The 22,235-nt window shown below is 66.0% G+C and carries 20 protein-coding genes and 1 pseudogene; 5 read left to right on the forward strand and 16 right to left on the reverse strand.

From position 1 onward, the window contains the following. Nucleotides 1-3 precede the first annotated feature (3 nt). Nucleotides 4-783, forward strand: a complete 780-nt coding sequence (locus AC13D8_RS13905) for an IclR family transcriptional regulator (protein WP_482969318.1) — start codon at nucleotides 4-6, stop codon at nucleotides 781-783. A gap of 67 nt (nucleotides 784-850) precedes the next feature. Here the strand turns inward: AC13D8_RS13905 and AC13D8_RS13910 are convergent, their stop codons facing one another. From AC13D8_RS13910 to bcoG, 5 genes and pseudogenes are all read right to left on the reverse strand, one after another. Then, nucleotides 851-1,648: a carnitinyl-CoA dehydratase gene (locus AC13D8_RS13910; RefSeq protein ID WP_482969319.1), complete on the reverse strand. Its 798-nt coding sequence runs from the start codon at nucleotides 1,646-1,648 to the stop codon at nucleotides 851-853. Beyond that, complete coding sequence (locus tag AC13D8_RS13915; RefSeq protein WP_482969320.1) at nucleotides 1,645-3,639, reverse strand: acetate--CoA ligase family protein; 1,995 nt, start codon at nucleotides 3,637-3,639, stop codon at nucleotides 1,645-1,647. Before AC13D8_RS13915 ends, AC13D8_RS13910 begins: the two co-directional genes overlap by 4 nt. A gap of 10 nt (nucleotides 3,640-3,649) precedes the next feature. After that, on the reverse strand, nucleotides 3,650-4,813 hold the full coding sequence (locus AC13D8_RS13920; protein WP_482969321.1) for an acyl-CoA dehydrogenase family protein: 1,164 nt from the start codon (nucleotides 4,811-4,813) through the stop codon (nucleotides 3,650-3,652). Nucleotides 4,814-4,836: 23 nt separating this feature from the next. Continuing rightward, nucleotides 4,837-5,808: pseudogene (locus tag AC13D8_RS13925) on the reverse strand (3-hydroxyacyl-CoA dehydrogenase NAD-binding domain-containing protein); the annotation flags it as partial. After that, entirely contained in the window at nucleotides 5,805-6,713 is a 909-nt protein-coding gene (gene bcoG / locus AC13D8_RS13930) for a 3-dehydrocarnitine:acetyl-CoA trimethylamine transferase BcoG (protein WP_482969322.1), read from the reverse strand. The pseudogene AC13D8_RS13925 and the gene bcoG, both read right to left, overlap by 4 nt. Before the next feature lie 70 nt (nucleotides 6,714-6,783). Between bcoG and AC13D8_RS13935 the strand changes: the two genes are divergently transcribed. The 4 genes from AC13D8_RS13935 to AC13D8_RS13950 all read left to right on the forward strand — a co-directional run bounded on the left by AC13D8_RS13935 (nucleotide 6,784) and on the right by AC13D8_RS13950 (nucleotide 12,178). Beyond that, nucleotides 6,784-7,758, forward strand: a complete 975-nt coding sequence (locus tag AC13D8_RS13935; RefSeq protein ID WP_482969323.1) for a GlxA family transcriptional regulator — start codon at nucleotides 6,784-6,786, stop codon at nucleotides 7,756-7,758. A gap of 82 nt (nucleotides 7,759-7,840) precedes the next feature. Then, a complete protein-coding gene (locus tag AC13D8_RS13940) occupies nucleotides 7,841-10,129 on the forward strand; it encodes an adenosylcobalamin-dependent ribonucleoside-diphosphate reductase (RefSeq protein ID WP_482969324.1) in 2,289 nt (762 codons plus the stop codon). A gap of 185 nt (nucleotides 10,130-10,314) precedes the next feature. Continuing rightward, on the forward strand, nucleotides 10,315-11,229 hold the full coding sequence (locus tag AC13D8_RS13945) for an MBL fold metallo-hydrolase (protein WP_482969325.1): 915 nt from the start codon (nucleotides 10,315-10,317) through the stop codon (nucleotides 11,227-11,229). Nucleotides 11,230-11,233: 4 nt separating this feature from the next. After that, nucleotides 11,234-12,178 (forward strand): MBL fold metallo-hydrolase, encoded by a 945-nt coding sequence (locus tag AC13D8_RS13950; protein ID WP_482969326.1) that lies wholly within the window; start codon nucleotides 11,234-11,236, stop codon nucleotides 12,176-12,178. A 99-nt stretch (nucleotides 12,179-12,277) separates the two neighbouring features. On the opposite strand, the gene AC13D8_RS13955 is transcribed toward AC13D8_RS13950, so the two are convergent. From AC13D8_RS13955 to soxX, 11 genes are all read right to left on the reverse strand, one after another. Next, nucleotides 12,278-13,342: a YeeE/YedE family protein gene (locus tag AC13D8_RS13955; RefSeq protein WP_482969327.1), complete on the reverse strand. Its 1,065-nt coding sequence runs from the start codon at nucleotides 13,340-13,342 to the stop codon at nucleotides 12,278-12,280. 100 nt (nucleotides 13,343-13,442) lie between these two features. Next, nucleotides 13,443-13,871 (reverse strand): DUF302 domain-containing protein, encoded by a 429-nt coding sequence (locus AC13D8_RS13960; protein ID WP_104020023.1) that lies wholly within the window; start codon nucleotides 13,869-13,871, stop codon nucleotides 13,443-13,445. Nucleotides 13,872-13,910: 39 nt separating this feature from the next. Continuing rightward, nucleotides 13,911-15,179 (reverse strand): FCSD flavin-binding domain-containing protein, encoded by a 1,269-nt coding sequence (locus AC13D8_RS13965; RefSeq protein ID WP_482969328.1) that lies wholly within the window; start codon nucleotides 15,177-15,179, stop codon nucleotides 13,911-13,913. Nucleotides 15,180-15,207: 28 nt separating this feature from the next. Continuing rightward, complete coding sequence (locus AC13D8_RS13970; protein ID WP_482969329.1) at nucleotides 15,208-15,909, reverse strand: c-type cytochrome; 702 nt, start codon at nucleotides 15,907-15,909, stop codon at nucleotides 15,208-15,210. 4 nt (nucleotides 15,910-15,913) lie between these two features. Beyond that, entirely contained in the window at nucleotides 15,914-16,963 is a 1,050-nt protein-coding gene (locus AC13D8_RS13975) for a c-type cytochrome (RefSeq protein WP_482969330.1), read from the reverse strand. Next, complete coding sequence (soxC, locus tag AC13D8_RS13980) at nucleotides 16,947-18,227, reverse strand: sulfite dehydrogenase (RefSeq protein WP_482969331.1); 1,281 nt, start codon at nucleotides 18,225-18,227, stop codon at nucleotides 16,947-16,949. The genes AC13D8_RS13975 and soxC overlap by 17 nt, the downstream gene beginning before the upstream one ends. A gap of 26 nt (nucleotides 18,228-18,253) precedes the next feature. Next, a complete protein-coding gene (gene soxB / locus AC13D8_RS13985) occupies nucleotides 18,254-19,954 on the reverse strand; it encodes a thiosulfohydrolase SoxB (RefSeq protein WP_482969332.1) in 1,701 nt (566 codons plus the stop codon). A gap of 99 nt (nucleotides 19,955-20,053) precedes the next feature. After that, entirely contained in the window at nucleotides 20,054-20,905 is an 852-nt protein-coding gene (gene soxA / locus AC13D8_RS13990; protein WP_482969333.1) for a sulfur oxidation c-type cytochrome SoxA, read from the reverse strand. Nucleotides 20,906-20,933: 28 nt separating this feature from the next. Further along, on the reverse strand, nucleotides 20,934-21,263 hold the full coding sequence (gene soxZ, locus AC13D8_RS13995; protein ID WP_104020030.1) for a thiosulfate oxidation carrier complex protein SoxZ: 330 nt from the start codon (nucleotides 21,261-21,263) through the stop codon (nucleotides 20,934-20,936). A gap of 23 nt (nucleotides 21,264-21,286) precedes the next feature. Next, complete coding sequence (gene soxY, locus AC13D8_RS14000; RefSeq protein WP_104020031.1) at nucleotides 21,287-21,703, reverse strand: thiosulfate oxidation carrier protein SoxY; 417 nt, start codon at nucleotides 21,701-21,703, stop codon at nucleotides 21,287-21,289. A gap of 44 nt (nucleotides 21,704-21,747) precedes the next feature. Next, nucleotides 21,748-22,218, reverse strand: a complete 471-nt coding sequence (gene soxX, locus AC13D8_RS14005) for a sulfur oxidation c-type cytochrome SoxX (RefSeq protein WP_482969334.1) — start codon at nucleotides 22,216-22,218, stop codon at nucleotides 21,748-21,750. Nucleotides 22,219-22,235 lie beyond the last annotated feature (17 nt).

The following is a 22,235-nucleotide window of genomic DNA, read 5'->3' on the forward strand; positions in this document are numbered from 1 at the left end:
TGTATGGACGGGGACAGCACGGGAACGATCCCGACCAACCTGCGCCTGCTCCTGGTGATCGAAGAGATCGCCCGGGCGGGCGTGCCGGTCACGCCCACCGAGGTCAACGCCGCCATCGGCCTGCCCAAGCCCACCATCCACCGCCTGTTTGCCACGCTGGAGGAGGAGGGATTCCTGCAACGCGACATGGACGGGCGGACCTATTCGCCGGGGCCGCGTCTGCGCCGGTTGGCGGGCGGTATCCTGTCATCGCTGCGCATCCGCACGGCGCGGCAGGCGATCCTGAAGCGGGTGAGCAGCGAGATTGGCGAGACCTGCAACATCGCCCTGCCGGACCGCGACGCGATGATCTATCTCGAACGGGTCGAAACGCAATGGCCGTTGCGCATCCAGTTGCCCATCGGGACACGGGTGCCATTCTACTGCACGGCGAGCGGCAAGATGTACCTGTCGTCGCTGGCGCGGCCGCATCTGATGAAATACCTCTTGGCGACCGATCTGGAGGCGCGCACGCCCAACACCCTGACCGATCCAGATGCGCTGATGGCTGAGATCAGCCAAGTCCGGGCGCAGGGCTATTCGCTCGACCGCGAGGAATTCATGCGCGACATGATCGCGCTCGCCGTGCCGATCCTGGACGTCAACGACCGGCTGATGGCGACACTGGCCTTTCACGCGCCCACGCAACGCTTTGATATCGCGCGGGCGCTGGAGTATCTGCCGTCGATGCGCGAGGCAGCGGCGGATTTGTCGAGCCTCGTCTCGGAGGGCGAAGGGAGCTGAGCATGTTGCTCAGGAGCGGGAACCGGTCTTGAGCTCCTCGAACACGCGACCGTAATAATTCGGAGGTTCAGCGCCCCTTCCAGACCGGGTCGCGCTTCTCGGCAAAGGCGTTCTGGCCCTCCAGCAGATCCTCGCTACCGTATAGCGTGTCGACGGTGGCGAATTGGCGCCGCGTTACCCGGTTTAGCGCATCCTGAAAGCGCATCGCCTCGGCCTCGCGCACGATCTCCTTGATGGCGGCGTAGACGAGCGGCGGGCCGCTTTCGAGGTGCCGCGCCAGTTCCCATGTCTGCTCCAGCAGGTTGTGGGGCGCGCAGACCTCGCGCAGCAGGCCCCAGTGCAGGGCTTCCTCGGCGTCGAACCAGCGCCCGGTCAGCAGCAGGTCCATCGCGACGTGGTAGGGGATGCGCTTGGGCAGCTTGATCGAGGCGGCATCGGCCACCGTGCCAGAGCGGATTTCGGGCAGGGCAAAGCGCGCGGTGTCGGCGGCGAGGATCAAATCGCAGGACAGTGCCAGTTCCAGCCCGCCGCCGCAGCAGATGCCGTTCACCGCGCAGACCACCGGCTTGTTCAGGTGCGGCAATTCCTGCAATCCGCCGAACCCGCCGACACCGTAATCGCCGTCTACCGCGTCGCCCCCGGCGGCGGCCTTGAGATCCCAACCGGGGCAGAAGAATTTCTCGCCCGCCGCGCGCAGGATCGCGACGCGCAGGGCGTCATCGTCCCGGAAGGCGCGGAATACCTCGCCCATGATGCGGCTTGTCGCCAGGTCGATGGCGTTGGCGTTCGGTCGGTCGAGCGTCACCTCGAGCACCGCCCCTTCGATCCGCGTGCGGATCGGCCCTTCGGTCAGCATGTCCATCATGTCTCCTCCCGGATGAATGCGTCCGCCGCCACCGCGCCTTTGCTGCACAGGATCAGCGGGTTGATTTCGATTTCGGCGATGTTTGGGTCGCTTTCCATCATGTCCTGAAGCGCCAGTGCCACGGCCCCTACCGCGACGGTATCGGCGCGCGGCCCCCCGCGCCAGCCGTCGAGCAGTGGCCAGAGCCGCAGGCCGCGCAACGCGGCGGCGATGTCCTCGGCGGTGACCGGGCAGACGAGCGTCACCGTGTCGGCCAGAAGCTCGGCCGCCACGCCGCCCACGCCCAGCGTCAGCGTCGCGCCATAGACCGGGTCGCGGCGCAGGCCCACCAGTATCTCAGCCACGCCGCCGGTCACCATCTCTTCGAGCAGGTAGCCGGTGACGCCCGGCATATCGGCCTCGCGCGCCGGATCGGTCACGCCGAGCCGCACGGCCCCGACCTCGGTCTTGTGGGCAAGGCCCAGGCCCTTGAGCGCGAAGGGCGGCGCGAGCCCTGCACCGCCCGGATCGAGTGCCGCGAGCGAGGGCGCGGTGATGCCGCGTGGCGCCGCCACGCCTGCCGCCGAGAGTCGCGCCTTGGCCGCCGCCTCGTCGAGCAGGCGCGGCTCCGCCCCCGAGCGCACCGGCCAAGGCCGCCAGCCCGGGCACACGGGTGGGAGGCACGCCGCCGAAAGCGCCGCGAGCGCGGTATCGATCCCCATCAGCGGCACCACCCCGCGCCCCAGCATGGCGATGGCGCGCGGCTCGTCGAAATTCTCGGGCAGCGAGGCCACGGGGAAGGCGGGCAGGCCGGTCGCCGCCTGCGCCGCCTCGATGGCGTCGAGCGCGGGCTGAAAGCTCGCCGGGTCGCAGCGGTCGGGGCGCGGCGGGTCGATGATGAAAAGCCCGGCGTCGTAGTCGCCGAGCATGGTGGCAAAGACGTCGGTGGTGCGGGCCACGTCGCCCCAGATGAAGGTGTGGTAATCGAGCGGGTTTGCCACGCGCACCAGCGGCCCGAGCGTGGCGGAGAGCCGCGCCGCTGTCGCCGGTGCGGGTGGCTCGAAACGCAGGCCGTGGCGCGGCGCGAGATCGGCGACGAGCCCTGCCTCGCCGCCCGAGCTCGATACCGAGCAGAACCGGGTGCCGGAAAGCCCCCCGTGAACATGCACGATCTTGAGCGTTTCCAGCAGCGCGTCGAGGCTTGCCACCTCGGCCACGCCGCATTGGCGCAGGAATGCGCCCGAAGCGGCGCCTTCGCCGGCGAGCGCGGCGGTGTGGCTCGCGGCAGCGTCTTGCGCGGATGGGGTCTTGCCGGATTTCAGAGCGATGATGGGCTTGCCTGCCGCGCGTGCCCGTTCGGCCATCGCGGCAAAACCCGGGGCGTCGCCCACCCCCTCGATATAGAGGCCGAGCGCGGTTACGCGCGGGTCGTCGAGCATGGCGAGGGCGAGGTCACTCAGCCCCACCTGTGCTGCGTTGCCGAGGCAGGCGATATAGGCGATGGGCAGGCCGCGCGCCTGCATGGTGAGGTTGATCGCGATGTTCGACGATTGGCTGAGGATCGCCACGCCCGTCTCGACCCGCTGCCCGCCATGCTGATCGGGCCACAGGAGTGCGCCGTCGAGGTAGTTGATGAAGCCGTAGCAATTGGGGCCGAGCACCGGCATCGGCCCGGCAGCCTCGACGAGCGCGGCTTGCAGACCGTCCTCGCCCGCCTCGCGCCAACCCGAGGCGAAACAGACCGCCCCGCCTGCGCCCATACCCGCGAGCGCGCCGACCATCTCGACCGTGGCGTGGCGGTTGATGCCGAGAAAGGTGGCGTCGGGCGCGGCGGGTAGGTCGGCGAGGCTCGGGTAGCAGGGTCGCCCGCCGATTTCGGCCCGCGTCGGGTGTACCGGCCAGACCTCACCCGAAAACCCCATCCGGTCGCATTGCGCGATCACGTTCGCCGCCCAGCCGGCGCCCATCACGGCGATGCTCCGGGGTCGCAGGAGGCGCGCCAGATCGCCCATCTCCCCTCCCTCAGCCGCCCAGCGGGCGGAGCAGCGCGCGGCTGATGATGTGGCGCTGGATCTCGGAGGTGCCTTCCCAGATGCGCTCGATCCGCGCGTCGCGCCAGATGCGCTCAAGCGGTAATTCCTCCATCAGCCCCATGCCGCCGTGGATCTGGATTGCCTCGTCAGCGATCATCGCCAGCACCTCGGTCGCCTTGAGCTTGGCCATCGCCATGTCGGAATCGGTGACCGTGCCCTGGTCCGCCTTCCAACCCGCCCAGAGGGTGAGCAGCTCGGCGGCCTTCAGTTCCGTCGCCATGTCGGCGAGCTTGAAGGACACGCCCTGGAACTTGCCGATCCGCTGCCCGAACTGGCGGCGCTCGGCGGCCCAGCCGAGGGACAGGGCCAGCGCTCGCTCGGCCCGCCCGAGGCTTGTGGCCGCGACCTGGAGACGGGTGGCCCCCAGCCATTCGTTGGCCACGTCGAAGCCCTTGTGCACCTCGCCCAGAACGTTGGCGTCGGGCACCCGGCAGCCGTCGAATTCGAGGATCGCGTTAGTATAGCCGCGATGCGAGACGGAGCGATAGCCGGGGCGGATCGTGAAACCGGGCGTGCCCTTGTCCACGAAGAACGCGGTGATGCGCTTGCGCTTACCCCTTGGCGTGTCCTCCTCGCCGGTGGCCATGAAGGCGATGGTGAAACCCGCGATGTCGGCGTGGCTGATGAAATGCTTGGTACCGTCGAGCACCCAGTCGCCGCCCACCCGGCGGGCGGTGGCGCGCATTCCGCGCAGGTCCGATCCGGCGTCGGGCTCGGTCATGGCGAGGCAATCCCATGTCTCGCCGCGGATGCAGGGCATGAGATAGCGCTCGCGCTGTTCTGGCGTGCCCGCGAGCAGGATGTTGGAGGGGCGTGCCACGCAGGTCCAGTGCAGCGCGTAATTGGCGCGGCCAAGCTCTCGCTCGTAGAGCAGCCAGGTGAGCGTATCGAGCCCGGCGCCGCCCACCTCCTCGGGCATGTTGGCGGCATAGAGCCCGGCGGCCATCGCCTTTTTCTGAACCTCGGCCACGAGGTCCATCGGCAGGTGGCCGGTGCGCTCGATTTGGGCCTCGTGCGGCAGCAGTTCGGCCTCGACAAAGGCGCGGGTGGTTTCGACGATCATGCGCTGTTCGTCGGTGAGGGCAAAGTCCATTGCGGTCACTCCCCTGCGCCTGCGCGGCGCGCGTCGTGATCGGCGATCACGCGCCCCGCGCCCCAGCCGTTTTCCTTCAGCACCCGCAAAAAGCCCACGAGGTTGCGGTCGCGGATACGCTCCAGCTCGCGGATGGAATGGTGGCCCGATTGCGCATCCGATTGTCCGGCGATCAGGTCAACAAGGGCGTCGTCATACTCGGGGACGTCCATTAGCCGCGTCCACGGCTCTTGCAGGCAGGGGCCGAACTGACCGAGGAAATGGCGCATCCCGGCCTCGCCCCCGGCGATGCGGTAGGTCTCGAAGAGGCCCATCTGTGCCCAGCGCAGGCCAAAGCCCATGCGGATCGCGTCGTCGATTTCCTCGGTGGTGGCCACGCCATCGCGCACCAGCCACAACGCCTCGCGCCAGACGGCCTCTAGCAGGCGGTCGGCGATATGGGCGTCGATCTCCTTGCGGACATGGAGGGGGAACATGCCGATTTCCTGCAATATCCCCTTGGCCGTCTCGATGACCTGCGGCGCGGTGGCGGGAGAGGGCACGAGTTCGACCAAGGGCAGCAGGTAGACCGGGTTGAACGGATGCGCGACGAAGATCGAGGCCGGGTTGGCCACCTCTTCCTGCAACACCGAGGGGCGGTAGCCCGAAGTGGAAGAGCCGAGCGGCGCATCTGGCGCGGTCTTTTGTATCTCGGCATAGACTCGGTGCTTGAGCGCGATCCGCTCGGACACCGATTCCTGCACATAGGCCGCCCCCGCCACCGCCTCGGCGACGCTGTCGGCGAAGGTGAGGTGGCCCTCCTCCGGCATCGGCAGGTCGGAAAGCGCGGGGAGTGCGGCGCGGGCATTGTCGAGCACTTCGCCGATCTTGCGCGGGGTCTGCGGGTCGGGGTCGAACACCGCCACGTCCCAGCCCGCGAGCAGGAAGCGCGCGGCCCAGCCGCCGCCGATGACGCCGCCGCCGATGATGGCCGCCTTGCGGGGTGCGCCGGTCACAGTGGTGCCCTCTTTTCGAGGCTCAGCCGCTCGCGCACCGCGTCGGGGCCGACCACGCGTGCGCCCATCGCCTCGACGATGCCCACCGCGCGCTCGACCAGTTGCGCGTTGGTGGCGAGCACACCGCGGTCGAGCATCAGGTTATCCTCGAGCCCGACGCGCACATTGCCCCCCGCCAGCACCGCCGCCGCGACATAGGGCATCTCGTTGCGCCCGAGGCCGAAGGCCGACCAGTGCCAGCCTGCGGGCACGTTGTTCACCATCGCGAGGAAGGTGTTGAGATCGTCGGGCGCGCCCCACGGCACCCCCATGCAAAGCTGCACCAGCACCGGCTCGGGGATGATCCCTTCGTCCACGAGCTGTTTCGCGAACCACAGGTGGCCGGTATCGAACGCCTCGATCTCGATCCGCGTGCCGGCGGCCACCATCCGTGCGGCCATGTCGCGCAGCATTCCCGGCGTGTTGACCATGACGTAGTCGGCCTCGGCGAAATTCATCGTGCCGCAATCCAGCGTGCATATCTCGGGGCGGCAGTCGACGACATGGGCCACCCGTTCCGCCGCGCCAGCCATGTCCGACGCGGCCGACATCCGGGCCATCGCCTCGGTGCCGTCGAACATCAGGTCGCCGCCCATCCCGGCGGTGAGGTTGAGCACCACGTCGGTGGCGCTGTCGCGGATGCGCTCTGTCACCTCGCGAAAGAGCGCGGGATCGCGCGAGGGCGCGCCGGTCTCGGGGTCGCGGACATGGCAGTGCACCACCGCCGCGCCGGCCTTTGCCGCGGCGATGGCGCTCTCGGCGATGGCCGCGGGCGAGCGGGGAACGTTGGGGCTGCGGTCTTGCGTGCCGCCCGATCCGGTCACGGCACAGGTGATGAACACCTCGCGATTCATGTTGAGTGGCATGGATTCCTCCTTGGCTGTCGCAAAGCCTAGCAGAGTTGCGGTGAGATGATTGACGATTTACGAAAGGAAGATGGCAAATTCCGAAACGATCTTTGCGCCCTCGCGCGCCACCCTCGACATCGCGGTGCTGGTCCTGCCGCGCGCCTCGATCCTCGAGGTGGCCTCGGTGCTCGATCCGATGCGCAACGCCAACCGGCAGATGCGGCGCGAGGCGTTCCGCTGGCGGGTGGTGACCCCCGACGGGGTGGCGGCGCCGCTGACCTGCGGGATCGAACTGCCCGCATCGGGGGCCTTTGCCGACGTTGCGGGGGCCGATCTTCTGATGGTGATCTCCGGCTACGATCAGGCCGAGGTGGCAACCCGGAGCCTGATTGCCGCGCTGCGCCGGATGGCCGGGCGGTTCGGTGCGATCGGCGGGATCGACGCCGGGCCGTGGATCATGGCGCGGGCCGGGCTGCTCGACGGGCACCGCGCCACCGTGCACTGGGAGGACCTGGAGGATTTCGCTGCCGCCTTTCCGGCGGTCGAGGTGGTGGCGGACCGCTACGTGCGCTCGGGCAACCGGCTGACGGCGGGCGGGGCGGTGCCCGCGGCGGACATGATGTTGCACCTCATCGGCGCGCGCTGCGGCCTCGGCGTGGCGGGGCAGGTGGCTGATTCGTTTCTCTATGACCAGTATTCCGATGCCACGCGCCCGCAACGCCCCGGTTTGGTCCCCGGCGCGCGCGACCGGCGGCTGTCGAAGGCGCTGACGATAATGGGGCAGGCGGTCGATGCGCCCTTGCCTGTCCCCCGGATTGCCGCGGCGCTCGGGGTCGGGACGCGGCGGCTGGAACAGATATTCCGAGACGGGCTCGGGAAGGCACCTGCGGCCTGCTACCTGGATTTGCGCCTACAGGCGGCGCGGCGGATGATGAGCGACACCGATCACCCGCTTCTGGAGATCGCCCTGCGCACAGGGTTCTCGGACAGGTCGAGCTTTTCGCGCGCCTATCGCCGCCGGTTCGGCCACGCCCCGCGCGAGGCACGCAGGTCCAGGGGCTGAGACGGGAGCGACCGGCACGGCTGGAAATCGCGCGACGCGCGGGCTATTGTCAATCTCCGCTCCAGCGCAAGGGACACGCCTCATGACCCGCTTTTCCGCCCCGATCGCCGAACAGATCTGGTCCATGAAGTACCGCTATGTTGCCGACGAGGGCGGCGATGCAAGCGTCGAGGACACGTGGCGGCGTGTTGCGCGGGCGCTGGCCGCGGTCGAGGCCGAACCGGATGTCTGGGAGGAACGGTTCTATGCCGCGCTTGAGGACTTCAAGTTCCTGCCCGCGGGCCGGATCACCGCCGGGGCGGGCACCGGGCGCAAGGTGACGCTCTTCAATTGCTTCGTCATGGGCACGATCCCGGACGACATGGGCGGTATCTTCGATAACCTGCGCGAGGCGGCGCTGACCATGCAGCAGGGCGGCGGGATCGGCTATGATTTCTCGACGATCCGGCCCAGGGGCGCGGTGGTCAAGGGCGTGTCGGCGGATGCGAGCGGGCCGCTGTCGTTCATGGATGTGTGGGACGCGATGTGCCGCACGATCATGTCTGCGGGGAGCCGCCGGGGCGCGATGATGGCGACGATGCGCTGCGACCATCCCGATATCGAGGAATTCATCGCTGCCAAATCCGACGCGGCGCGGTTGCGCATGTTCAACCTGAGCGTTCTGGTGACCGATGCCTTCATGGACGCGGTCAAGGCCGACGGGCCGTGGGATTTGCAATTCGGCGGCAAGGTCTATCACACGCTGCCCGCGCGCGACCTGTGGAACCGGATCATGCAGGCCACCTACGACTATGCCGAGCCGGGAGTGATCTTTATCGATCGGATCAACCAGGCGAATAACCTGAGCTATGTAGAGAATATCTCTGCGACCAATCCCTGCGGCGAACAGCCACTTCCGCCCTACGGCGCCTGCCTGCTGGGCTCGATCAACCTCGCACGGCTGGTGATTGACCCGTTCGGGCCGCGTGCGCGGCTCGACGCGGCCGCGCTCAAGGATCTGGTGCGGGTGGCGGTGCGGATGATGGACAACGTGGTGGACGTGTCGCAATTCCCGCTTGAGGCGCAGGCCGGGGAGGCGCGCGCCAAGCGCCGCATCGGGCTTGGGGTCACGGGGCTGGCGGATGCGCTCTTGATGCTGGGGCAGCGCTATGGCTCTGACAAGGCGGCGCGGCAGACCGAAATCTGGATGCACAAGATCGCCGTCGCCGCCTATCTCGCCTCGGTAGACCTCGCCCGGGAGAAGGGGGCGTTTCCGCTGTTTGATGCCGACAAGTACCTCGCGTCCGGCACCATGCGGGACATGGACGAGAGCGTGCGCGATGCGATCGCGAAGCATGGCATCCGCAACGCGCTTCTGACCTCGGTCGCGCCGACGGGCACGATCAGCCTTTACGCAGGCAATGTCAGCAGCGGCATCGAGCCGGTATTCGCCTACAGTTATACCCGCAAGGTGCTGCAAAAGGATGGAAGCCGCACCGAGGAAGAGGTCGTCGATTACGCCGTGCAGATGTGGCGGGAGAAGATGGGTGACGCCCCGCTGCCCGAGCATTTCGTGAACGCGCAGGTGCTGGCACCCGAGGATCACGTGAAGATGCAGGCGGCGGCGCAGAAATGGGTGGATTCGAGCATCTCGAAAACCATCAACTGCCCCGCCGATATCTCCTTCGCGGCGTTCAAGGATGTCTACATGCAGGCCTGGGAGTCCGGCTGCAAGGGTTGCACAACCTACCGGCCCAACGAGGTGACGGGGTCCGTGCTGAGCGTGAGCGAAACCGAGGACAAGGTGCCCGGGGAGGGCTCGGATCAGGCCCGGGGCGACTTTCCCGCCGAGGGCGGTGAAGTCGTTTACATGTCCGAGCCGCTCGACCGGCCCGCGGAGCTGGAGGGGGCGACCTACAAGCTCAAATGGCCCGACAGCAACCATGCGATCTATGTGACGGTGAACGATATCGTGCTGAACGGGCACCGGCGCCCCTTTGAAGTGTTCATCAATTCCAAGAACATGGAGCATTACGCTTGGACCGTGGCGTTGACGCGGATGATCTCGGCGGTATTTCGGCGCGGTGGCGACGTGTCCTTCGTGGTGGAGGAACTCAAGGCCGTGTTCGATCCGCGCGGCGGGGCGTGGATGCAGGGCAAGTACGTGCCCTCGATCCTCGCGGCGATCGGCGGCATTCTGGAGCGGCACATGGTGCAGATCGGATTTCTCGAGGGTGAGGGGCTGGGCCTCAAGTCCGATCCGACGGCGCAGGTCGTGGGGCTGGAAAATGTCCCGAGGGGCCCCGTCTGCCCGGCCTGCGGCAGCTACGAGATGCGCATGATCGAGGGCTGCATGACCTGCGCAAGCTGCGGGCATAGCAAGTGCCAATAGGCATGGAGCAGGTTCATGGTGCGATGACAGGCAAGCGTATGGGTCTGATACGCCTCGACTGACTTCGTGCGTGCGTGCTGCCAACCCTCGACGCTCAGAGGTCAGTAACAACGCATCTTCCTTGCTATTTGCCGCTCATCGTGAAATCATATTCGTATATTTGCATTTAACGAACGGGGGGAGAGATGCGGATTACCAGACGCGAGCTCATGGTCGGGGGGCTGGCTGCGCTCTCGGGAGGCGTAGGGCTGCGGGCTTTCGCCGCCACTGACATGGAACTCGGCACCGCGCGCCTGACCACGCTCAGCGATGGCAATCTCGTGCTGCCGCTCGATTTCCTCATCGGCGATCTGCCACAGGCGCAGGCCATCGAGGCGCTCGCGCAGCACGGTATCACCGGCGACACGCTCACCCCGCCCTGCAACGTTACCCTCTACCGCGACGGCACCAACACGGTGCTGTTCGACGCGGGCTCGGGCCATGCCTTCATGCCCAGCGCGGGCCGTCTCGCCGATGCGCTTGACGCCGCCGGGGTCTCCGCAGACGAGATCACCCACGTGCTGCTCACCCATGCCCATCCCGATCACCTCTGGGGCGTGCTCGACGATTTTGATGATCCGGTCTTCGTTAACGCCACCCACATGATCGGGCAGGCGGAGCTGGATTACTGGACCGATCCCGCCACCGTCGACACCATCGGTACAGCGCGCGCCAGCTTTGCCGTTGGCGCGGCACGGCGGCTCGAGGCGATCGCGGACCGGCTTGAGACCTTCACTGGCGGGCAGGAGGTGCTGCCCGGAATCCTCGCCCACGATACGCCCGGCCACACGCCCGGCCATATCAGCTTCGAGGTCCGACAGGACAGTACGGCGGTGATGGTGGTGGGCGACGCCATCGGCAACGGCCACCTTGCGCTGGCGCATCCCGACTGGGCTAGCGGCGCGGATCAGGATACCGAACAGGGCATCGCCACGCGGGTGCGTCTGCTCGATCAGTTGGCCACCGACGGCATGGCAATGGTGGGCTTTCACCTGCCCGGCGGCGGGCTTGGCCGGGTGGAGCGCGCGGATGGCGCCTATCGCTTCGTGACGGAGGTGTGATCAGATGCGCAGTCTCTTCATAGCCGCCCTTTTCGTCGCCGCCCCTGCGCTTGCCAGCGAGGATATCGCCGACCAGTATCCCGGCTCGCTGCTTTATTCCAAACCGGTGGAGTTCATCCCCGGTATCTGGTCCGCCATAGGCGCCACCGCGCCGCCCACTTACGAGAACGCGGGCCACAACAACAACCTGAGTTTCATCGTCACCGGCGAGGGCGTCGTGGTCATCAACGGCGGCGCCTCCTACGGGCTGGCCAAGGCCCTGCACGATGAAATCAAGGCCATTACCGATCAATCCGTGACCCATGTCTTCAACGAGAACGGGCAGGGCCACGCGATGCTGGGCAATTCCTACTGGGTGGAACAGGGCGTACCGGTGATCGCCCACGAGGATGCGCTGCACGAGATCGAGCGCTACGGCGGCTCGTCGCTGGAGGCCGCGCGCCGCGTCACCAAGGAACGCGCCGAGGGGACCGAGGTGGTGATGCCCACCGAAACCTTTGCCGACGACTACCTGCTGGAGATGGGCGCGTATCGGATCGAGGCGCGCCACCTGGGCCCCGCCCACAGCCCCGGCGATATCGTGATCTGGCTGCCCGAACAGAGCCTCGTCATCTCCGGCGACATGGCGTTTCATGAGCGCATGCTGCCGATCTTTCCCGAGACGATCACGCGCGACTGGCTGGATACCTGGGATGCCGAGTTCGAGGCGCTAAACGCCACCTACGTAATCCCCGGACATGGCCACCCCACGAACATGGACCAGGTGCGCCGCTACACGAAGGGCTATCTCGAGTATCTGCGCGCGCGCATCGCCGAGCATCTCGATGCGGGCGGTGACCTCGCGGACGCCTATTACGTGGACCAGTCCCCCTACGCACATCTCGACACGTTCGAGGAGCTGGCCACCAAGAACGCGGGTCGCGTCTACGAGCAGATGGAATGGGAGTGAGATCGGTACTCGGGCAGAGTATTTGAACCAGGAAAAAGCCGGGCAATCGCGTGAACCGGACCGGGTTTCGTCTTGGCAGCAATACCCCGGGTGTGCCGTCTAACCCGGCGCTGCCCGCCGGGTGGGGCGCAGCATCAGCAGATGCGTGGCCATCGCGCCCAGCCACATCGCGGTGACCGCGACCCAGGCTGTCAGCGCAAAGATCGCACCACCGGACATTCCCGCGCCCACGGCGCAGCCCCCCGCCAGCATCGAGCCAAACCCCATGAGCACCGCGCCCAGAAGATAGCGCTCCATCGGTGTGTCGGGCCCGAAGCGTTCGATCTTCCACTCGCGGGTGACAAGCGCCATCGAGGCGGCACCGACGAACACACCCGGCACCAACCCCACGCCGAAACCAAGGGGAAGCGAGGTGCTGTTGACCAGCCCCATCAGCGTGTCGGTGGAGGGACCGGTGAAGGTGACCGAGGAGATCGGGATCACCTCGAAAGACGTCTGCGAGACCGCGTAGGTCGCGAGCCAGCCTAGTCCGACGGCCAATCCGACGCCCATCCCGGCCAGAACATGACTAACCCGTACATGGCGCATCAGCGCCAGCATGACACTGGCCATCAGCGCCAGAGCGGCCAGCGTCGCCGCCGTGGCGTGCGTCAGGCCCAGATGCGCCAGCAGGTCGCGCGCCTCTCCGCCCGGAACCAGCCAGAGCCGCGCCAGCCCCTCGCGTGCGGGCGAGAGGGCCCCGCGCAGCGCCGATTGTGCCACGATGGTCAGGACCAGCCCGGTGATCAATGCGCGCAGGTTGCCCGTGGCGGAGAGCACCAGCAGGCGGCTCGCGCAGCCGCGCGCGAGGATCATGCCCGCGCCGAACATCAATCCGCCGATGACTGCCCCGGACATGCTACCGGTGGCGGCAAGCTGACGCGACTGGCTCACATCGAGAACCCCGGTCGCGATGGCCCCCTGAACGGAGAGCACCCCGGCGGAGAACGCGATGAGCCAGATCGACAGGCGGGGGCCGAAATGGCGCTCGGCCACCTCGATTGTCGCTGCCCGCAGGCAGAAGCGCGAATGCTGTGCCGCGACCCCGAAGATCACGCCGACAAGCGCGCCGGCCATCGCCAGCACGGCCCCATCCCCGTAGGTGTCGATCAGTGTTTCCAGCATCGCGGGCCTTTCACATGGTCTTGCACGGGTCTGGCCTGCACGCGGCCTGCCTGCCTTGAGTCAGGTCAACCGGGCCGCCTGCGCGGCCCGGTCGGAGGCCTTATTCCAGCGCGTCTTGAACGATCTCGTCGAGAAATGCCTGCACCTTCTGCATCTCGCCCTCGGGGTAGGTTCGATAGCCCACCATCACCTCTCCCTCACGTTCCGCGACAAAGACGCCATAGGGGCAATGCGCGATGTTCATCGGGTCGGCTTCCATCACCTCGCGCGAGAGGGTGGCAGAGCAGAACAGGAAGATGTCGGCCGCCTCGAAGATCTTGACGTCGCTGCCCACATCCGTGCCGGTGCGGTTGAGCATGTCGCCCACATGGCTGGTGAGGTCGATCACCAGCCCCCGGTCGAGGATGGCGCTTTCGACCGCGAATGTCGCATCGCCGAATGTGCCATTGAATGGATAGGTCACCGCCTCTTGCGCCATTGCGGGCAGCGCCATGAGGCCGAAAACCCCGGCCAGAATTGTCTGTTTCATTTCCTTTACTCCTTTATCAGACGGGCGTTCGCGCGCCGGTCAACTGAACATGTCCGTGGTGATCCCCGAGTACCAACCTACCGATTCCTCGTAGGTGGCCTTGCGCGTCGCGGCGTCTTCGCCGGTCTGCGAGATGAAACCGTCCACCTTGGCGATCTTTTCCTCGGTCGCCTCGTAGGTTGCCCCCACCTTGACGCCGTCATCCTCGGCGATGAGCGACCAGCAGGTATTGGTGAACTTGGCCGGGAACACCTTGGACCCCGTCAGCGCACCGCGCACCGCCATTGCACAGACCTTGGCCTGCGAATTGGCGGCAAAGCCGGACTTGGGCATGTCGCCCTGAGCGGCGGCGTCGCCAAGCACGTGCACGTCCGGGTCGACCGTGGACGAGAGATCGGCGGCGTTGACCGGAGCCCAACGGCCATCGGTGACGCCCGCCATATCGGCGATGCGGCCAGCCTTCTGCGCCGGGATCACGTTGCAGACATCGACCTTCTCCACGATACCGTCGATGTCGATGGTCATGGCGTCGGTGTCCACGCTCACGTTCTCGCCGCCGAAATCGGGGCCGATCCGCTCGATCATGCCGCTGTAGTGCCGCTGCCATCCCTCCTCGAACAGCGCCTGTTTGGAGAACTTGGGTTTGGGATCGGCCACGAGGATCTTGGCGGTGGGGTTCACCTGGCTCAGCACATGCGCCACCATCGAGATCCGCTCGTAGGGGCCCGGCGGGCAGCGATAGGGATTGGGCGGGGCCACCATGGCAAAGCGCCCGCCCTCTGGCATGGCCATGATCTGCGCCTTTAGAAGCTCGCTCTGGGATCCGGCCTTGTAGGCATGGGGCATCTTGTTCTGCTCGGCCACGGACCAGCCCGGCACGGCATCCTCGACAAAATCGATGCCGGGGCTGAGGATCAGCTTGTCATAGGGCAGAACCGCGCCGCCGGCGAGGCTGACGGTCTTGGAATCGCGATCCACGTCCACCGCCCAATCATGCACCACGTTGATCCCGTATTTCGCGGCCAGGGTGCCATAGGTGTGGCTGATATCTTCGAGGTCGGTGAAGCCGCCGATATAGAGGTTGGAGAAATAGCAGGTGAAATAGCTGCGCGTGGGCTCGACCAGCGTGACGTCGATGGCGCCCTTGCTGTCCTTGGCGATATAGCGCGCGGCCGTGGCCCCGCCCGAGCCGCCGCCGATCACGACGACGCGTGGCTTGCCGTGCCCGTCAGCCAGCAACGCAGGCGCCGAGAGGGTGGCAGCCGCAGCCGTTCCAACGGCAATGAATTTGCGTCGGTTCAAAGTCACAATGTTTCCTCCCTTGAATGGCCCCCGATTATTCGAGGTCCCTGAAATAGGCCGCCAGCGCCGCGATCTCCTCGTTCGACAGGCGCCCGGCCATCATCTGCATCACCGGATGGGGACGCAGCTTTTCCTTGTAGGCGTGCATCGCCACAACGAAATCCTGCTCTGGCCAGCGGGTGATCGAGGGGATGCCCTCGGCGCTGCCATCGGCGCGGTGGCAACTCACGCATTCGCTGCTGAGATATTCGCCGTATTCCGGGTCGCCCTGGATCGCGAGGATCTCGGGGGCGACCGAATGATCGGTGCCGATAGCCGTGGGTGCGGCCTCCGGGATATTTGCCGGGTTGTCCGAGAATTGGCGCAGAAAAGCTAGCAGATCAGCGCGCGCCTGGTCGTCCTTCAGGCCGCGATAGCTCATCCGCGTCTTGGAGACGAGCGCGCGCGGATTGGCAATATAGGCGTCGAGCGTCTCCAGCGTCCATGTCAGCCCGTCGATGCCCGCCCGCTCCATCGAGGCGGAATAGCGATAGCCCTCGTGTGCGGCTGCGCGTCGCCCGAAAAGGCCGTTGAGATGGGGGCCGATGCGGTCCTCGGCCCCCTTGCCGACCTGGTGACAGCCCGTGCACGCGTTGAAGTGCCGCGCGCCCTTTTCGGCATCGCCGATCAGGTCTGCCCGAGCGCCGCCCGCGACGATCAGTGCGGCGAGTGTCAAGGCGGGCAGCAGCGGGCGCAACGATCTATTCTCCGAAAGTCGAGAGATAGGCAGTGATGGCCGCGATATCCTCGTCCGAGCGCAGTCCGCCAAAGCCCATGCGCGTCCCATTCATGAAGCCGCGCGGATCGGCGAGGAAGGCGGCGAGGTTCTCCTCGTTCCAGACCAGACCGTCGGTGGCCATGTCCTGAAGCGCGGAGGAATACTTGAACCCGTCCACCGCCCCTGCGGCGCGGTTCATCACCCCGTTGAGCTGCGGGCCGACACGGTTCTTGGCGCCTTCGCCCACCATGTGGCAGGCCTTGCATTGACGAAACACCTTTTCACCGGCGGCGACCAGTTCGGGATCGGGAGCGGCGGCGGTCTCCGGCTCGGCGGCAGCCACCTCGACCGGCTGTTCCTCGGCGGCGGGGGCGGCGGCCTCCTCCGCCTCGGTGCCCGCTTCCTCCGGCGTCACGTCGAGGACGGCGGCGCGCATCGTGATCTCGACGCTGTCCTTGCAGTTTTCCATGCACGGCTCGCCATGCCAGGTCGCGTATTCCGTTTCGGCGCGGTCATCGACGATGAAGCCGTCCGCGTTGGGCATCTCGAATTCGGCGAAGTTCTCGTGGCTGAGCACGAAATCGTCCTCAACCAGGAAGTTGGAATAGAGGATATAGGCGGTGATTGCGTAGACATCGTCGGGGCTGAGCGATTGCGCATTGCCGAAGGGCATCGAGCGGTTCACGTAATCCCAGACCGTCGAGAGATGGGGCCAGTAGGAGCCCACGGTCTTGAGCGGATCCTCGTTGGCCAGCGTGCCTTCGCCGCCAGCGAGCTTGGGCCAGTTGCCCACGCCTTCTGCGAAATCCCCGTGACAGACGGCGCAGTTCTCGATGAACACCTGCTCGCCGGTCCACACGTCGCCCGACCCTTCGGGCAGGCCGCGCCCGTCGGGCATGACATTCACATCCCAGGCGGCGACCTCCTCGGGCAGCGCGGGGCGGCCAAGGCCGTATTCGCCCGACCAGACGGCGGTGGCGGTGGCGCTGATGGTCAGGCCCGCGATCAGGGTAAACTTAAGAAACCTCGACATTTTCCGCCTCCCCGTTCGGTCGCACCCACCATGTCTGGATACAGTTGTTGTGATAGATCGAGTTGAGCCCGCGCACCTCGCGTAGCTGCGCCTTGGTGGGCTGGATATAGCCGGTCTCGTCCATCGCGCGGCTTTGCAGCAGCATCTCCTCGCCGTTCCACTCGGTATCGAGGTAGAACCGGGTCAGCGCCTTGGCCTCGCCTTCCTTGGCCAGGCGGGCGGTTTCCCACGTCTTGCCGCCGTCCTTCGACACATCGACGCGGGTGATGGCGCCGTGACCGGACCATGCGAGGCCGGTGATGACAAGCGGGCCCGTGCCATGGGTGATCGGCGCTTGCGGGCTTGGGCTGGTGATGACCGATTTGGCGTCCATCACCCAGGTCCATTTGCGGCTGGTGCCATCTGCCAGCGTATCGGTGTACTTGCTGGTTTCCTCGCGGCTTTCCACCGGGCCGTCGGTCACCTCGATCCGGCGGATCCACTTGACCCACATGTTGCCTTCCCAGCCCGGCACGACGAGGCGCACGGGGTATCCATGCTCCTTGCGCAGCGCCTCGCCATTGGCCTTGAACGCCACGAGGCAATCGCCAAGGGCCTTGCCCATCGGGATCGAGCGGCCGTTGGAGGACGCATCCGCGCCCTCGACATAGACCCACTTGTCCTGCAGATCGCCCGCCGCGTCGAGCCCGGCCTCTTCCAGCAGAGTGCGCAGCGGCACGCCGGTATATTCCATGTTGTGGATCATGCCGTGGGTGAACTGCGCGCCGTTCAATTGCGCACCCGCCCATTCCATGCCGGTATTGGCGGCACACTCGCAGAAATAGACGTGGTTCTCGCGCGGGAAGCGTTCGAGATCGGCATAGGTGAACACGAGCGGCGTATCCACCAGCCCGTTGATCATCAGGCGGTAATCCTCTTTCTTCAGATCAATCGCACCCGAATGGTGCCGCTCGAAGGCGCAGCCCTGCGGTGTGATCGTGCCGTCGAGCGCGTGAATCGGCGTGAAGTTGATCGATGAGATCGTGTCGGCGGTCAGCCACTCGACATTACGGCGCACCACGTCGGATTCGTACTCGATGGGCAGGCCATAGGGCGTGGCATCCACCCCGTCACCCAGCCCAGTGGCCCAGGGCTGCACCTCGGTGATGAGGGGATCGGGACCGGCCTTCGCCGCCCCCGCCGTCACCGCCCCCGCCGCCGCAGCGACGCTGCCCCGCAGGAAAGCGCGGCGCGAGGTCGATTTGCCCTTGAAGAATTCAGACATTGCCAATGCCTCCTTTCAACATGCTCTTACGCGCCAATAACCTTGACGCTCTCGTTCGGTGCGACACGCACGGTGCCCTGCTTGCGGATATGGCTCTCGACCACGTCCCAGATCTGCGGCCCCTCGGTGCCCTCGTTGACGCTGGCCCAACCGGCGACCACGTAATTCTTCTCGGGGTCTATGGCCTCGCCGGTCTTGAGCAGAGTCATGTCGCTGATCCGGCTGCCCTGCGGCTGGTTGATGTCGATCCGGTAGCCCATACCGCCGATGCGCACCATGTCGCCGCCCTGCTGGTAATAGGGGTCGGGGTTGAAGATGTTGTCGGCCACGTCCTCGAGAATGACCTTGATGAATTCGCCGGTCATCTCCGAGCGATACGCCTTGCCATAGGTCATCGAGGTGACGTTGAAGATGTCCTCGCGGGTGATGTCCTGCCCGGGGATGAGGCTCGGACCCCAGCGCACGCCGGGCGACATGGCGATATCCGCCTCGCGCTCCTCGATCAGCGCCTCGCAGATGAGATCGTCCCACGATCCGTTGAAATTGCCGCGCCGGTAGAGCAGGCTCTCGGTCTGGCCGATCACCTCTTCCAGCTCGGATTTGAACGGTGCGCGCTCGGCGTCGATGAGCGCGGCCACCTCCTTGTCCGGTGCGATCACGTCCGAGAAGATCGGGATCAGCTTGTGGCGGAAGCCCATCATGCGGCCATCGCGCACGTCGAGATCGACGCGGCTGACGAATTTGCCGTTGGAGCCGGAGGCCACGATGATCGTCTCGCCCACCAGCACCGGCTCGGGCAGGGCGTCATGGGTGTGACCCGACAGGATCACGTCGATACCGCTGACGATGCCCGCCATCTTCTTGTCCACGTCAAAGCCGTTGTGGCTGAGCACGACCACCAGGTCGGCCCCTTGCCCGCGCACCTCGTCGACCATGGCTTGCATGTTCTCGTCGCGGATACCGAAAGAATATTCGGGGAACATCCAGCCCGGGTTGGCAATCGGCATGTAGGGGAAGGCCTGACCGATCACGGCGATCTTGGCGCCGCCCCGCTCGAAGAACTTGTAAGGAGGGTAGATATCCGAGGCAGGCTCGTCCCATTCGGCGTCGAAGATGTTCTGCCCGAGCGCGGCGAAAGGCAGGCCCTCGACCAGTTCCTGCATCCGGGCGGAACCTAGGGTGAATTCCCAGTGAAAGGTCATCGCATCCGGCTTGAGCGCGTTCATCACGTTGACCATGTCCTGCCCTTCGGTGTGGTAGCAGGTGTAGGAGCCGTGCCAGGTATCACCGCCGTCGAGCAGGATCGCGTCGGGGCGATCGGCGCGGATCGCGTTGATGACTGTGGCCATGCGGTCCAGTCCCCCCACCTTTCCATAGGCCTGCGCGAGGGCGCTGAAATCACCCGAGGACAGGGCGTAATGCGACGGGCTGCCATCGTCGATGCCGTAGAGCTTGCGGAAGTCGGCTCCGGTGACGTGCGGAACGGCACCTTTATTGTCGCCCACGCCGATATTGATCGACGGCTCACGGAAGTAGATCGGCTTGAGCTGTCCGTGAATGTCGGTGATGTGGATGAGGCTCACATTGCCGAATGTGTCGAACTGCAAAAGTTGGTCCTGCGTCAGCGCCTGCTGCGCGGCCAGCTTGGCCCAGTTGCCAAAGGACGATGCCCCAAGGATGGCCGACGCGGCCATGCTCGTTTGAAGAAAATCGCGACGCGAGATCATGTCGGGCCTTTCCACGTTCCGCATGAAACCCATGCGGTTTTTTGAATGTTTAAGCTTGAAGAAAACCCCGCACGGGCAGCGCCCGGCGGGGTTCTCCAATCAGTTGCGGACCGACGGTCCCTCGACCGACAGGCCATTGCCGCGGCTCGCGACGTAGAGTTCCAGCGCCACGAATTCGGGGCTGCCGGGCTTGTAGGTCTCGGCGCGGGTGTCGCGCACGCAGCCCTTGAACCGGGCATGCACCGAATTCAGCTTGGTGTTCTTCAGCCGGTAGACCGGGAAGCCGTTGATCTGCCCCTGGCTGAGATGGTCGGCGCGGATCATGCGACCGTAATTGTCCTCGTGACAATTGGCACAGCTCAGCTCCAGTTGGCCGGTACGGGTGTAGTAGAGCTCCTTGCCCTTCTCCCACGTCTCGGCCACCGGGCCATCCGTGGCCACGTTGACGGGCAGACCGCGCGAGACCGAGGAAATCAGTGCCACCATGCTCGTCATGTCGGTGCCGGTATATTTCAGCGGCTCGGCCTTCATGTTCTCGGTGCGGCAGGCATTCACCTGCATCTCCAGCGTGCGGACCTCGCCCGCGGTCTCGTTCCACTTGGGATAGACCGCGCGCACGCCCTTCATGCTGTCCTCCACGTCACCGTGGCAGCTTGCACAGGATTTGCCTGCCTCGCCCTCGACCTCGTCCCAGGCCGCCATCGCGTCCTCGACGAAGATCATGCCGGGATTGTCGAAATCGTCCGACTGCATGGCCCGGGTCTCGGTGCCACGGAAGTGCCAGCCCGAGATCACCTCGGGCAGGGCGCCCTCGACCACCGCAGAGGGTTCGGTCCAGGTGGTCATCTCGATCTCGCCATTGATGGTCAGCTTATCCTCGACGGGTTCGGCCCAGGCCGCCCCCGCCGTGATCGCGCCCAGTAGCGCCGTTATGGCTGCGGTTCTTTTCATGTTCGTCCCTCCCTGACGATGAGGCCGATCAGGCCAGCGCGACGCTCTTGGTCTCTTCGTAGACGGAGCCGTCGTCGTCGTACCAGGTGAACTTGAAGTCACCGGCATCGGGCACCACGGCCTCGAACTCGAAATACGGGTTGGTCGAGATTGCGGGCTCCATCGCCACGTCGACGACCATCTCGCCGTTGTACTCGCAGGTGAAGCGGTGGATGATCGAGCGCGGGATGGTGTTGCCATCCTTGTCCTTGCGCTGGCCCGATTCCATCGGGTGGCTGATGAGGGTCTTGATGGTAACCACCTCACCGGCCTTGGCTTTGCGCGGTGCTTTCACGCGGGGTCTGACGTTGTCTGCCATTGTCCTAGTCTCCTGTCTCTGCCTCAGCCGCCGCAGCCGCCGATGGTGACCTTGACGTTGCTCGATGCCTTGGCGAACGAGCCGTCCTTCATCTTGGCGATCGCCACCACGTCCTGCGTTCCAGCCAGCCGGATGCGGGTCGAGGCGCTCTGCGATCCAGCCAGCGGGCCGAATTTGAACTCGGCCACGCCGGGCGTCGGATTGCCCGTTGCCAGCACAAGAATCGCCTCGGCGCCGGGCGCATCCACCTCGATCGGCACGGTATTGCCGTTCTCGGCGATCTCGGGCGCGGTCAGGGTGATGCCTTCGCTGCCCATTTCCGCCCCGCCGGTGAACTCGGCGATCCGGTCCTCGGCGGCGGCGGTCGCCCGCATCGGCAGGCCGAAGGCCACGAACGCGCCCGCCCCCATCACCATCACGCTGCGTCTTGTCAGTGTCATCTCGTGTTTCTCCTTTACAGGCCGCCCGGCGCGCGGGCGCGGTATCATTCCTTGAGGGTCAGCAGGTAGGCGACCACATCCTCGATCTGCTGTGCGGTCAGAAGCGGGCCAAAGCTGTCGTCCGCCGCGTCGCCGGTATAGGCGTTGCCAGGGCGGATGAACCCGTCGACCTTGTAGAAGGACGGCATCATCGAGCCGGGAAACATCATCTTGGCGTTGGTGACGATGCCGCGCAGTTCCGCCTCGCTCCAGCGGTCGCCGACCCCGTCGAGGGGCGGGCCGATCTCGCCCTGAAACGGAACGTCGCTCATCTCGGAATTGACGTGGCACGCCACGCAATTGCCGAGTGACTTCGTCCCGACCACCTCGCGCCCCCGAACCGGGTCGCCAGGTTGTCCGGTCAGAGACTGCGCCACGGCGCCCACCTCGAAGACCACGTCGCCAGGCGCGACCTCCGCCGCCGCGGCACCCGAAGCCGCACAGGCGAGGGCCAGGGAAATAATATTGCGTCTCATGCGTCCTCCCTAACACA

Source organism: Roseovarius sp. B-10 (genome assembly GCF_056859295.1).